Origin of the sequence: Rhodospirillum sp. A1_3_36 (assembly GCF_047263945.1) — a bacterium.
Classification (GTDB): Bacteria; Pseudomonadota; Alphaproteobacteria; order Rhodospirillales; family Rhodospirillaceae; genus Rhodospirillum.
The window spans coordinates 80,119-93,291 of record NZ_JBLAVB010000013.1 but is presented as its reverse complement, the minus strand read 5'-3'; the positions used below and the strand labels follow the sequence as shown (position 1 = coordinate 93,291).

The 13,173-nt window shown below is 60.4% G+C and carries 10 protein-coding genes and 1 pseudogene; 6 read left to right on the top strand and 5 right to left on the bottom strand.

What is annotated here, in order from left to right; all coding sequences use genetic code 11:
• The first annotated feature begins 90 nt into the window (after window positions 1-90).
• Complete coding sequence (locus ACLIRY_RS20775; RefSeq protein ID WP_413207345.1) at window positions 91-636, top strand: hypothetical protein; 546 nt, start codon at window positions 91-93, stop codon at window positions 634-636.
• Here ACLIRY_RS20775 and ACLIRY_RS20770 read toward each other — a convergent pair.
• Together ACLIRY_RS20770 and ACLIRY_RS20765 are read right to left on the bottom strand one after the other, a co-directional pair.
• The gene (locus tag ACLIRY_RS20770; RefSeq protein WP_413207344.1) at window positions 633-1,019 is read right to left on the bottom strand and encodes a type II toxin-antitoxin system death-on-curing family toxin; all 387 of its coding nucleotides are present in this window, start codon (window positions 1,017-1,019) and stop codon (window positions 633-635) included. The two genes, ACLIRY_RS20775 and ACLIRY_RS20770, sit on opposite strands and share 4 nt — an antisense overlap.
• Complete coding sequence (locus ACLIRY_RS20765) at window positions 1,016-1,246, bottom strand: hypothetical protein (protein ID WP_413207343.1); 231 nt, start codon at window positions 1,244-1,246, stop codon at window positions 1,016-1,018. Before ACLIRY_RS20765 ends, ACLIRY_RS20770 begins: the two co-directional genes overlap by 4 nt.
• A 178-nt stretch (window positions 1,247-1,424) precedes the next feature.
• Here ACLIRY_RS20765 and ACLIRY_RS20760 point away from each other — a divergent pair.
• Window positions 1,425-2,396, top strand: a pseudogene (locus tag ACLIRY_RS20760) (IS1595 family transposase).
• A gap of 711 nt (window positions 2,397-3,107) precedes the next feature.
• Here ACLIRY_RS20760 and hpnA read toward each other — a convergent pair.
• Entirely contained in the window at window positions 3,108-4,121 is a 1,014-nt protein-coding gene (gene hpnA / locus ACLIRY_RS20755) for a hopanoid-associated sugar epimerase (protein WP_413207342.1), read from the bottom strand.
• 457 nt (window positions 4,122-4,578) lie between these two features.
• On the opposite strand from hpnA, the gene ispH reads away from it, so the two are divergent.
• The 4 genes from ispH to ACLIRY_RS20735 all read left to right on the top strand — a co-directional run bounded on the left by ispH (window position 4,579) and on the right by ACLIRY_RS20735 (window position 10,026).
• On the top strand, window positions 4,579-5,565 hold the full coding sequence (ispH, locus tag ACLIRY_RS20750) for a 4-hydroxy-3-methylbut-2-enyl diphosphate reductase (protein ID WP_413207341.1): 987 nt from the start codon (window positions 4,579-4,581) through the stop codon (window positions 5,563-5,565).
• Between the two features lie 68 nt (window positions 5,566-5,633).
• Window positions 5,634-6,764 (top strand): adenosyl-hopene transferase HpnH, encoded by a 1,131-nt coding sequence (gene hpnH, locus ACLIRY_RS20745; protein ID WP_413207340.1) that lies wholly within the window; start codon window positions 5,634-5,636, stop codon window positions 6,762-6,764.
• Between the two features lie 479 nt (window positions 6,765-7,243).
• Window positions 7,244-7,807, top strand: a complete 564-nt coding sequence (locus tag ACLIRY_RS20740) for a DUF4344 domain-containing metallopeptidase (protein ID WP_413207339.1) — start codon at window positions 7,244-7,246, stop codon at window positions 7,805-7,807.
• A gap of 152 nt (window positions 7,808-7,959) precedes the next feature.
• Window positions 7,960-10,026 (top strand): methyl-accepting chemotaxis protein, encoded by a 2,067-nt coding sequence (locus tag ACLIRY_RS20735; RefSeq protein ID WP_413207338.1) that lies wholly within the window; start codon window positions 7,960-7,962, stop codon window positions 10,024-10,026.
• A 61-nt stretch (window positions 10,027-10,087) separates the two neighbouring features.
• Here ACLIRY_RS20735 and ACLIRY_RS20730 read toward each other — a convergent pair whose 3' ends face one another.
• Window positions 10,088-12,181, bottom strand: coding sequence for an ATP-binding protein (locus tag ACLIRY_RS20730; RefSeq protein ID WP_413207337.1), 2,094 nt, complete (start codon window positions 12,179-12,181; stop codon window positions 10,088-10,090).
• A complete protein-coding gene (locus ACLIRY_RS20725; RefSeq protein ID WP_413207336.1) occupies window positions 12,171-13,154 on the bottom strand; it encodes a DUF3369 domain-containing protein in 984 nt (327 codons plus the stop codon). Before ACLIRY_RS20725 ends, ACLIRY_RS20730 begins: the two co-directional genes overlap by 11 nt.
• Window positions 13,155-13,173 lie beyond the last annotated feature (19 nt).

Genomic DNA, 13,173 nt, shown 5'->3' with positions numbered 1-13,173 from the left:
GGAAAACTATACCTTAAATGGTGGACCTGGGCTATATACGGCATTCATGCATAAGCTACCTCAACAGCTAGAGCCGCCAGGAGGGTGTCGATGAACGAAGACGGATTTAATGTAGAGGTGACCAACTTCGTCAGCGAGGTGCTTAATCGCTGGTGCGATAGCGCCCGCACCGAAAGTCCGGATGCGGAGCGCTTGGATCTGAACAGCCTTGCGGTTGTCCCTAAGGGTTCCATCCCCTCGGGTAGAATCGCGGTTTGGCAGAAGGGCGACGAGTGGAAGTCTCAGATCTTTACCAGGGAGGTCGACGTATTGGTCGTCCGCCAAGCCGTGGTTGATGGAACTCCGCAGTTGTTGCCGCTTGTTGCCATTGAACTGAAAACGGGTACGTGGCTGAACACGGATGCCATCGACACCAAGGACACCGTCTACGGCGCCTTAAAAGAACAACACCCCTGTCTAATGACCTGCTTCATTTTAAAATCCAACGCTGTGCGTGGCGTCAAGGATGGCACGCTACTGCGTAATGGTCGGCACTTTGATCGGATCATTACCGATTGGAATGATATGGGGCAGGCCGTCTTGGAGCGTTCCATCAAGAGTCATCTCGACTACGCCGTGGAATATTGGGGGCGTTAACTATTTCTGTCGAGTGCTGAGGTGTGCGACCGAAGCCATGGAGCCAAGTGGTCGAAGTTGAATGTTTTCGTCTCGAACCGCGCGGACATAAACGTAAAGACCTCTTCGTGATCGACGGTGAGACGGAAACCATTGATCATGAGAAAGGTATACGTCGCCGCGAAGCCAACGCGCTTGTTGCCATCAACGAAAGGATGGTTCTGGGTGAGGCTTTCCCATAGGGCGGCGGCCTCCGCGATCAGGTCGGGATAATACCCGCTCTGGGGACGAAACAACGCCGCTTCCAGAAGCCCCAGGTCGCGGATCCCCTCCGAGCCACCATAGCGCCGGATCTGGTCGGCGTGGATGGCGCGGACTTCGACAAGCGTAAGGTACTCCGTCATTCCGCCAGCTTTTTGTAAAGCGGGGCAAAGGGCTCGATACTGGATTCGTAGGCGGCCATGACATTGGGCCTGGGTTTCTCCTGACGGCGCTTTGCCAAGTAGTCGGAGAATGCTTCGTCGACGAGCGCTTGCATTCCACGTCCGTCAGATTTTTCCAAGGCGCGCATCGACGCCAGAATGTCGGGGTCAACCTTCGTGGCGAAATCTTCGCGAGTGGAATTCTTCATGGCGCGTCCTCATCATTAGTCCGCAACAGTCTAGCATGTCCGTTCATCGGGCGTCACGGGGGCACCTTTGAGCCTTTTTATCCGGCGCAAAGGCTTGCCGCTCTTCTTTCTTGAAGGCTCTATTCGCAGATCGCATTGAATTGCTATAAAGTGGAGGAAATGCAGGAGTTTAGGCACCATGGACCACAAGAGCTTTCACCGCTGGTTGTGCGAGATCGATCACCTCACGGAAGCGCAGAAGGCGAAGGTGTTGGAGACCCTGGCCGATCGCCCACCTGGGGTCGCTTCCGTTGCGGCTGTCGAGCAGAGCGTCGGTGCGGATCGGACCTGTCCGCACTGCTAGGCGCCGGGAGCGGTCGCGAATGGCAAGAACCGAGGCCTCCAACGCTATCTCTGCCGGTCCTGCAAACGGACGTTCAGCGCGGCTACCGGCACGCCGCTTTCCGGTCTGCACCACAAAGACCGCTGGCTTGAAATGGCTTCGGCCCTAGCCGATGGCGACACCCTCAAGACAACGGCGGATCGCTGCGGCGTCCATATCAGCACCGCCCACCGTTGGCGGCATCGGTTCCTGAACGCGGTCCAGACCGGTGCCGGAAAACTCAAGGGGATCGTCGAGGCTGACGAGACATTCATTCTGGCCAGCCGCAAGGGGGACCGAACCTGGACGCGGGCCAAGGACGGCAAGGCTCAAGCTCCGGATCGCAAGCCCCGCAAGCGCGGCGGCAAAGCAGTCAAGCGGGGGCGCTCGGACGAACAGGTGCCGGTGCTGATGGCGGCGGATCGCTCTGGCACCACCCTCAGTGCCGTGCTGCCGTTGGTCTCAGCCGATGCTATTGGCAAGGTCCTGGCCCCGGTGGTGGATAAGGATGCCCTGCTGGTCACCGACGGCGCCACCTGTTACCCGCCTTGTGCCGCCGCCTTGGGCCTCAGCCACGAAACGCTCAACCAGTCGGCCGGGGAGCGGCGGCGGGGCGAACTCCACATTCAGACCGTTAACAACCGCCATTCCAGGCTCAAAGACTTTCTCCGACCGAGGCGCGGCATCGCTACTCGCTATCTGGGATCGTATCTCAAGTGGTTCCATCTCATCGCCCTGCACTCCAATCCAACCCCCCGCTACTGCCTGCGCGCCGCGATGGGGGCATGATCGTCCGTATCAATGCGATTTATGAATAGAGCCTTCTTGAAAGAGCACTCGCGCTCACCCTCCCTTGAACCAATCCCGATTCGGATTCAGGGGCTTTGTGAACGGCGCGCGAGGTGCCTTTCTGGACTCAGAAATCGGCTCCATGGACCCTACCTCAAAAAAATGATCCCAAAGCAGGTGATGGGTAGAATGAGGGGTATAAGAGAAGATGTCTTGAAAAATCCAGCGATTTCAATCTGGTTCGAATCCCACCCCATCCGCCAAATTCTTAAATATCTCACGGCAGTTCGCTTCGCGAACGCCTCCGATGGGGCGGGCTTCGCCCGGCGCCCGGTCGGGCGCTTGCTCCGGGTTTGGACTTCGTCCTACACCCTCCACGAATTTTCTTTTAAATGTCTCGCGGCAGCATCCTGCGGACCCGCCCTCGATTGGGCGGGCTTCACACGGCGGCCGGTCGGTCGCTTCGGGTTTGGACTTCGCCCCCGCCCCCCCCCAATCGACGTGGACTGAAGGCTTGAAGCCCGCTCCAATACGGGGCGAACCCACGCGCATTTTTCGGGCAATCAAAAACGCTCAATTGGCCGCTTGGCTTCAGTGCGCGGGCGACTTCATTCGGGGGCAGGCCGGTCCTTGCCGGTGCCGAGGCTGATGCCTCATGCTTTCATCGCATCGTGCGACAGCTCACGACCCGCCTCGACATCCGTCAGCTCTTCAGCGACGACTTGTCGCATGAGCAAGGTAGCCGTTTTGCCCGAACCACGTCACCGCATCTTCCAGCGCCCGCTCTGCAGGCCGGTGATCATACCCAAGGTCAGACCGGGCCTTGGCGGAAGAAAAGAACATCCGCTTACGCGCCATGCGTAAACCATCAAGAGTAACAAAGGGTTCCTTTTCCTGGCGCGTTATTCTTGCCCAGGTTTCCGCTCCCCAAGCGATTGGAACAATCAAGTCATGAGGGAGACTGATACGGGGCGGCTTCCTTCTGCAAAGCCGGGCAACCACAGCCAAGATGTCCCGCAAAGCCATGTCCTCTCCACCCAGGATGTAGCGCTCGCCAATTTCACCCCGATCAAAAGCCAGCAGATGGCCCATGGCCACATCATCCACATGGGCCACGTTCAGTCCCGTATCCACATAAGCTGGAACCTTGCCCGTGGCGGCCTCAACAATCAGGCGACCGGTGGGAGTGGGTTTCACATCGCCCGGGCCAATGGGGGTGGAGGGATTGACAATGACCACCGGGGCTCCCGTCTCCGCCACCAGGGCGCGGACGGCTTCCTCCGCCTTGAACTTCGATAGCTTATAGGGGCCGATCATATCAGCCGCCGTCGTCGGCGTCCTTTCGTCTGCGGGCGTACCATCGGCATGGGGTTTCAGAACAGCCACGCTGCTGGTGTAAACGATCCGCTTGGCTCCAGCCTCTGCGGCGGCGCGGATAATATTCACCGACCCCTCCACATTCGCGCGGAACATAGACGCAGGGTCGAGGGTCCATAGGCGATAATCGGCAGCCACATGATACAGCCCGTCGATTCCCTGAACCGCCTTAGACAACGAGGCCCCGTCGGTCAGATCACCCCGAACCACCTCCACATCAAGGCGATCCAAATTGCGCGGTGAACTCGTAGCGCGGGCCAGAACCCGCACGGTTTCCCCCCGGGCCAGCAGAGCCCGGGCCACGGCGGCGCCAACGAAGCCGGAGGCTCCGGTCACAAGAACAGTCATGCTTCGGTTTTCCCAAGCGCGAAATCAAGGTACCCCAGCGTCGACTTGGGGATAGGGTCGGCACCTTATCACCCGCATCGGCCCTGGGACCAGACCCGACAGCTTCGCAATCAGCCACCAGGCCCAGGCTCCACCCAGCAAAACCCACGAACGAATAGGGTTTACCAACCATTGCGTTCCGATGCGGGAACACCTTATTGTGCGTCGCGGTCCTGGTTTGATCGAGGCTTTGTCCCTATCTCATAGACCCGGCACCGAAGGTGCTATGGATCGGTCGGCACCGAAGGTGTATGGGTCGATTGGCGCCGAAGATGTCATGGATCGGCCTGCACCGAGAATGCCCAAGATTGGGAGCACGCCCGTTGCGTTCTGTGCCGAACCGCCCAAACTATACCCGTGACCCACCGCGCCCTCAAACCGGCCCCGTGGATGACTATAGGCCCTAAGGAACTGTACCGTGAGCGAACAAAGGACTCTCCGCGTCATTTTGGCCAACCCCCGCGGGTTCTGCGCAGGGGTGACCCGCGCTATCGAAATCGTGGAGCGCTGCCTGGATCTATACGGCCCACCCGTCTACGTCCGGCACGAGATTGTTCACAATAAATACGTCGTCGACAGCCTGAAGGCCAAAGGCGCCGTCTTCGTCGATGAGTTGGACGAGATTCCTGAAGGCGCCGTAACGATTTTCAGTGCCCATGGCGTATCCAAGGCCGTAATCAACGAGGCCGGACGCCGGGAACTCCCCGTGGTGGACGCGACCTGCCCGCTGGTCTCAAAGGTCCACAAGGAAGGCCAGAACCACGCCACCAAGGGCCGGGAAGTGGTCCTGATTGGCCACGCCGGGCATCCGGAAGTGGAGGGAACCCAGGGTCAGATCCCCGGCGGTGTTCACTTGGTCAGCACGGCGGCGGATGTGGAGAAGCTGTCTGTAAACGACCCCGACAGCCTGGCCTATGTGACCCAGACCACCCTGTCCGTGGACGACACCCGGGATGTGATCAACGCTTTGAAAGCCAAATTCCCGACGATCGTCGGACCGGACGTCAAGGACATCTGCTACGCCACCCAGAACCGCCAGTCAGCGGTGCGAGAAATCGCCCGGAACGCGGACCTGTTGCTGGTTGTCGGCGCCCGCAACTCCTCGAATTCCAACCGCTTGCGGGAAATCGGATCGGAAATCGGCAAACCGGCCTATCTGATCGACGACGCCTCGGGCTTGAACCCCGCCTGGATGGTGGGGGTCTCGACCGTGGCCGTGACGGCGGGGGCCTCCGCCCCCGAATCTCTGGTCCAGGACCTCATCACCCGGCTTGGTGATTTCGGCACTGTGGAAATGGTGCAGCAGAACGGCGTGGAAGAACACATGCAGTTCAAGCTTCCCCGGTCTCTGCAGACGGCAGATGAAGTCGGGATCGAAGACTCCATGGACGAAACAGCCGCCTGATCCACCGTTGGATCCAATAAACAGGTCATCCGACCCGTCCTGTTCAGCACGTAAAAAGGATAACTGTCGTGGGTGTTCCCCTTATTCAGCAGGCCCGTATCGGCGCTTATCTGATGAAGCAGAAACTATCCGGCAACACCCGCTATCCGCTGGTGCTCATGCTGGAACCCCTATTCCGTTGCAATCTGGCCTGCGCGGGATGTGGCAAGATCGATTATCCGGACAGCATTCTGAATCGACGTCTGTCGGCTGAGGATTGCATTGCCGCCTCCGACGAATGCGGTGCGCCGATCGTCTCCATCGCCGGTGGCGAGCCCTTGCTGCACAAGGAAATCGTGAAGGTCGTGGAGGGCATCACCGCCCGCAAGCGGTTTGTCTACCTTTGCACCAACGCCCTGCTGCTCAAAAAGCGCATGGATGACTTCAAGCCCTCGCCCTATCTGACCTTCTCCATCCACCTGGACGGGGACAAGGAACACCATGACAAGGCGGTGTGCCAGGACGGCGTGTTTGACAAGGCCGTCGAAGCCATCAAAATGGCCCGGGAGAAGGGCTTCCGGGTGACCTGCAACACCACCCTGTTCGACGGCGTCCCGCCCGAGCGCATCGCCGATTTCATTGAATATGCCAGCACAGAATTGGGTGTGGAGGGCGTGACCGTCGCCCCCGGCTTCGCTTACGAACGCGCCCCCCTGAAAGACGTCTTCCTGGGCCGCCAGAAGACCAAGCAGCTCTTCCGGGATCTGTTCAAGCTGCAGAAGCCCTCCTGGCGCTTCAACCAGTCGAGCCTCTACCTGGATTTCCTTGCCGGCAACCAGACCTACGAATGCACCCCCTGGGGTAATCCCACCCGCAACGTCTTCGGCTGGCAGCGCCCCTGCTACCTGCTGAACGAGGGCACGGTCTCCACCTTCAAGGAACTGATGGAAACCACCGATTGGGAGGCCTATGGTACGGGTCGCTATGAGAAGTGCGCCAATTGCATGATGCATTGCGGCTACGAAGCCACCGCAGTGGCCGACACCGTGGCCCACCCGCTGAAAGCCTGGGCCGTGTCCAGAAAGCCGATCAAGACCGATGGCCCCATGGCCCCCGAAGTCTCCTTCGAAAATCAGCGGGCCGCCGAATATGTTTTCGACAAGGTGGTGGAAACCGAAGTGGATCGCGTCAAAGCGGAAAAAGTACGCGTGGCCAGCTAGAGTGAAACGGGGCCAGCTTGAGTTAAGCTGGCCCCGTTTCACTCTCATTGTATAGATTTTAGAGTGCCTTCAAGGCCAAGCTGGGTCATTTCATGGCCACAGTACACCATAGCTGGCCCTTTCCCGGCACGGGGCTTTGCCCCGTCCGCCACTGGGGCCTTTCGGCCTCAGACCGCAGGCTCCTATTTATAAAAGAAAAATGGGTGTTTGGGGGCATTGGCCCCCAAAGGGGCTTGGGCACTCGCCCAAAAAACACGAGACACTGTCGCGTCCTGTGGATTCGCCGATCAGGCAGGAATATCCGTCTGTTTCGAAACGACAATTGCTAAAAGATCAGCCAAACCTGCGTAAAGGCCGATGTGAAGGCAATTGACCGCGTGACGGTGTATGGGCACCATCTCCGCCGGAAGCGCCCCGGGCCTCCGGACTCGGTGCTGGTGATCGGCTTTGGTTCGGGTTCCCCTCCTGGAGACTCCGTTATGTCTGCTCCGTTTCGCCTTCTTGCCCTGGTCGTGCTGGCGGTTCCCTTGGTCCTGCTCTCTCCGGTTCGGACCTCGGCCCAGGTCATGTGGGATGAACATGGTTTTGACCTGCAACGGGCCTATCAGGTGGCCTGCCTGATTTATGGCTCCGACCCAGATGGATTCTCCGATCTGGCCGATTCCGTGGATTTGCCCGATGACCGTCGGGAGAGCTGTCTCGACGATTGGGACAAGGCTCAGAGTGCCTGGTTCGGTCTGTTGGAGCCGTATATCCTCGCCGGTGGCGTTCGGAGAAAAGGAGTCCGGGTTGTCCATGAGCCTCCGGCCCGAGGACAGGAGGAGGTCGCAGTCTTCCTTAGGGAGACCGAGGTTCTGGACGTCATGGCCAGGAATGTGCTCTCCCGCTTCGAACTCCCCGAGCGTATCACGGTGGCCACGAAATCCTTTGGGGAGCCCAATGCCTTCTGGGACGCAGCGACGGCGGAGATCACCATTTGCTATGAGTTGGCGGATTTCTATCGAAAGTTGATCGTTGCAGACATCGAAAACCGCTCCCCGTGACCTGGGGGGAGTCGAGAGCTCCGATCGCCTGCGCCGTCTCCAATGGAGTGTCATGGTTTCGCCTTTAAACTATCGCGAAACCTTAAGTGCCTGGCTGCGGTCCACCACCCTATCGTGTCACCCTCAAACGGATTGTTTTTGGGGAGTGTGACATGTCCTTGCGCTATCGGTTTCTTGGCTATGTGGCTGTTATTTTCAGCCTCGGAATGGGGGCCTTGATTCTGATCGCCACCCTGGTCGGGACAGACAACACCCAAACGATGACTCTGGCCGACCTCGAGAACCAAGCGGCGGAGCATGCCCAGGTGGTCCGGGATTTGATCGGGGAGGCCGTGACCGTGACCAAGGTCTTGTCGCGGGATGCCGCTGGGATGGTCGCAGACGGCGCACCCGATCGGGCCATTATGGGGGGATTGGTCCGTGACGCCCTGGGGTTGGACGCGGCCTTTGTCGGCGGTGGGACCGGCTGGGAGCCGGGAGCCTTCGATGGCCGCGACGGGGAAGGGGAAGCGCTGCCCTATAGCGATAAGACAGGGCGCTTTATTCCCTATTTCTACAAGACCCAAGCCGGTGGCGTGGACTGGGAACCCCTGATCATGGATGCCTCTGGGGATACGGAGGCATGGTACGATCTGCCCATGCGGGAAAAGCGAAGCACGGTCACTCTTCCGTACATTTATCCGGTGAACGGCAAGGACGTCCTGATGGCCACGGCGGCCTCTCCGGTGATCGGTAGCGGAGGCACGGTTCTGGGGGTGGTCACTCTCGACATGGCTTTGCATGGGATCCAGAACGCCTTGGCCGAAGTCCACCCCTTTGGAACCGGTTGGGTGGGGGTTCTTTCTTCCGACGGCCAATGGGTGGCCCATCCAGATGATGTGAAGCTCGGCTCCAAGGTGGAAAACCCAACCTTGTTGCAGTTGCTGGCCGACACCAATGCGGGACGGCTCCACCACGATGAAATCGCAGATCCGAAGACGGGGGAGGGGCTGTTGGTCACCGGCCTTCCCATCGGGTTCGAGGGCGTTCCAGAAACGTGGACGTTTGTTCTTGTGGCGCCCAGGGCAGCGGTGCTTGCCCCCGTGATGGACATGCGAAACCTGTTGCTTCTGGCGGGGCTTGGATTGCTTGGGGTGGGGCTCGCATTCATGTGGGGCATGACCGGTGCTTTCATTGGACCCATCACCCGCATGACCGAGGTCATGCGGCGATTGGCCGAGGGGGAGGAGGACGTGCGCGTGCCCGACCAGACCCGGCGGGATGAACTCGGCGCCATGGCTGCAGCGGTTCAGACCTTCAAGGACAATGCTGCGGAGAAGCGGGCATTGGAAGCCCAGGCGGCGCGGGCCAAGGAGGAGGCCGAAACCCAACGCCGGGGCGAATTAATCAGCGTCGCCGAGCGCTTCGATGCGGAGGTGAACGGGATTGTTAAAGATCTGGGGCATGCGGTGACGGAAATGACCACCGTTGCCGGGTCCGTGTCAGGCCGGGCAAAGGTCAATGCCGAGGCCACCACTGATGCGGCCCTCACTGCGGACACCATGGCCGAAAGCGTCGCGACCGTGGCGGCTGCGGTGAATCAGCTCATGGCCTCGATTACTGAAATCAGTGTTCAGATGCGCAATGCCAACAGCATCGCGGAGGAAGGCGGCAGTCGGGCCCGATCCGCCGTAGAGAATGTTACCGGTCTTGTGGAAAGCGCCAATCGAATCGGCGACGTGGTGACCCTGATCACCGATATCGCCAGCCAAACCAACCTCCTCGCGCTGAATGCCACCATCGAAGCCGCACGGGCGGGAGAGGCAGGCAAAGGCTTCGCTGTCGTCGCCCATGAGGTCAAGAACCTGGCCAACCAGACAGCCAAGGCGACCGACCAAATCGCCCAACAGATCTCCGCCATCCAGAATAGCACCACGGTTGCCTCACGGGAGATTCAAGGTGTGGCCGAAGTCATTGAACGGATTGCCGCAATCAATGCTGCGGTGGCCGCAGCCGTCGACGAGCAGAACGCCGCGACCGGCGAGATCAACCGTTCAGTGACCCAAGTGGCGGATGGGGCGGAAGTCCTGTCGGGAGTGATCAAACAGGTTTCCAGCGGTGCGGGAAAGAATGGACAGGTCTTGGATGGCATGGGGCGGGATTTAGGGTCGCTCAATGACCGCTTCACCCTGCTGGGCGAGCAGGTGGATGTCTTTACCGCTTCCTTGAAGGGGGCGTGACCCGAAAGCGGTCTCTGTCACCGGGGCACTCTAAAATTTAAAGAATCAGAACGAAACTGGATCAGCTTGAGTCAAGCTCATCCAGTTTCGTTCTGGACCTGAGCCGGGTGAGGCGGCGGTCCAGGTCTGCCAGGGATTGGGCGACCACCAGCGGGATTCTGTTGACCAAGGGATCGAGATCCGCGAACCGGCCATCCCGGGCCGCGTCCTCTGCCTGTCGCGCCAGGCTATGCAGGCGTGTCAGGGCCAGGGAGCCTGAGGCACTGGTCAACCGGTGGGCCGTGTCGATCAGGCTATCCATAGCCCCTTCGCGCAGGTCGTCCCGCATGGATTGGGCCATGCCCGTTCCCTGGGCTTCGAAGACCTTCACCAGATCCAGGACGCCGTCGATGCCAAAAATTTCCAGATAGGTGGCGATCATCTCCCCATCGACCAAGGGGGTGTCCTCGTCTGGATGTGGCGGAGGAGCAGGGGCCGGGCTCTGCGGGGGGACGATTGACGGGGGGCTGGCGGGAGCGGGCGCGCCCAGGCCGTCCGCTTCGAACAGATCGGCGAGCGCCCCGTAGAAGGCTTCCATATCCAGAGGTTTATGGAGGATGCCGTCCATGCCGGCCTCGTGGAACAGGGCTGCGTCCTCTGGCAGCACATTGGCGGTCAGAGCCAGGATGGGGAGGGTGGCCTTGGTGCGGTCGGGCAAAGCCCGGATCCGCCGGGTGGCCTCTAAACCGTCCATGCCGGGCATGCGGGAATCCATCAGGACCAGATCGAACTGGTCCATGGCCAGAGCTGCGACGGCTGCGGCCCCGTTGCCCACTGCGCGTACCCTGTGGCCATCCCGCTCGATCATACGGGTGAGAATCGTCCGGTTCAGGGCCACGTCCTCGGCCAAGAGGATCCGCAGAGGCCGTCGCCGTTTTGGGGGAATGGGGGTCGCTTTGCCCTCGATCCGGGGGATATCCTTGGGGATGTCCAGGTCCAGGGTCAGGGTGAAGGCGCTGCCGCGACCGGTGGCGGAGGTCACTGTCAATTGGCCGCCCATGGTCTCTGCCAGACGACGGCTGATTGTCAGCCCCAGTCCACTGCCCCCGACGCCCCGGGACACCAGGGGATCCACTTGGGAAAAGGGGTCGAAAATGGCATCGTGTAAGGCACTCGGAATGCCGATCCCCGTGTCGGTGACGGTGAAGGTCAGCCGGACCTTGTCCTGTGTGATCCGGCGGACCAGTTGGACCTCCAAGGTCACCGATCCCGCAGCGGTAAATTTGACCGCATTGCCAATCAGGTTCAGCAAAATCCGCCGGACGGCGGGGACATCGAAAGACAGGATCGGTGGCAGAGCGGGGTCGACCTGGGCGACCAGGGTCAAGCCCTTGGTTTCTGCGGCACCGGCCATGATCACCATGACTCCGTCGACCAGGACAGACAGGCGGGCCGGTTCCGGGGCAGGGTCGAGCTTGCCATCTTCAACCTTGGCCAGGTCGATGATGTCATTCAAGACACCCATCATGGTGTGCCCGGCCTCGTGAATGGTCTTGAGGAACAGGCCCTGTTCCCTGTCGTTCGCCCCATCGCTATCGGCCAACAGTTGGGAAGCACCCAGGATACTGGTCATCGGGGTCCGCAACTCATGGCTCATGGTCGCCAAGAACCGGTATTTGGCCTGGGCGGAGGCTGCGGCCTGGGCCTCGGTTTCGGCGAGGGTCTTTTCCAGGGATTTTTCCCGGTCGATAGGCTGGCAGAGGCCCAGCCACCCTCCAGATGGGTCGCCGGGCACCAGGGGGACGGCTGCGCAGCGGAACCAAGGGCCGACCGGGGCGATGGGCGCCGGTGGCTCGGACCTTCCAAAAAGAGAAAGGGCCCGCTTCCCAGAGTCATTCCGACAGAGCGGGGAGGCGGAAGAGGGGAGGCGGGCCCGCCAGATGAGACCGGAGAAGGCTGCGCCCGTGGCCAGGGCGTCGCGAATTTTGGCATGATCGGCCCGGACTCGATCGTCCATCAGGTCAATGAACGGGCGATCCGTCACAGCCCCGAGGGCCGCAGGTGCCGGAGTCAAGTTGGCCGCGTCCGGGGCGAGGAGGCGGCCAGAACCATCAAGTCTCCAAATCCATTGGCCGTCCATGCCCAACAGGCGGATCAGGGACTCCTCATCGGTCATCCGAATTGTCCGAACCCTTGGGGCCGTCACTTTCCAACTGATCGGCGATATTCTCGCAGAACAACCGCAAGACGAGGGCGTCTGCCTCAGACAAATTAGGGGGCGTCCCTTCTCCTGTTGCCATCACCAAGGCGAGGGGATGGCCATCGACGGGGCTTTGCACCCGAATTACCGACAAGCCGCCACCAATAGAGCAGGGCATTTCCGTCGGGAGGGGGAGGTCGTGTAAATTTTTCCAACCGGGTTCCGTCAGGACTGCCCTGGGCTCTCCTGACGGTCTCTGTTTCAACTGTCCCCAAGAGGCGAGGATGTTTGGTGTCTCTCCAACCTCCCTCAGGCAGAGGGCGCCGGTGAGGGGGCTATCCAATTGGTTGGCGATGCGTTCCAGGAGACTGTCAGAAAAAATCTTTGCCTGGGGTGTCCGGAAAACCTGTGCCGCAGCGCCTAGCAGGCGACGGAGGGCGTGCCGATTGGTTTGCAGCGCCTGGATTTGTTCAAAGGACCGCAGGGAGGAGACCATCATGGTGTAGAGCTTTGAGAGGGTCAGTTCGGTCTTGGATTTGTAATCGTTGATGTCGTATTCGACGATCAGGTCGTGCTCTGGGGCTTGTCCGGGCTGGCCGGTCCGCAGGATGATCCGGGTGGACTGGTTGCCCAACTTGTCACGGGTGAAGCGCACGACTCGTAAACCGGCGTCGTCGGATTCCATCACAACATCCAACAGGATGATGGCAACCTCGTCCATGGCCTCTAGGAGCGCCATCGCCTCCGACGCGGAATAGGCGCTGGTGAAGGCCAAGGGACGGCTGCGGAAGGTGAAACTGTCGAGAGCCAGACGGGTAACGCTATGGACTTCTTCGTCGTCATCGACGATCAGGATGGACCAGGGGCGTGGCTTGGACGGAGGGGGAAGGGCATCGCCCGCGTCCCCGTCGTCCATGAAAACAAGGCGGTCATCTTCGTCCGATTGCACGTCGGGTCCCTCCTTGTAT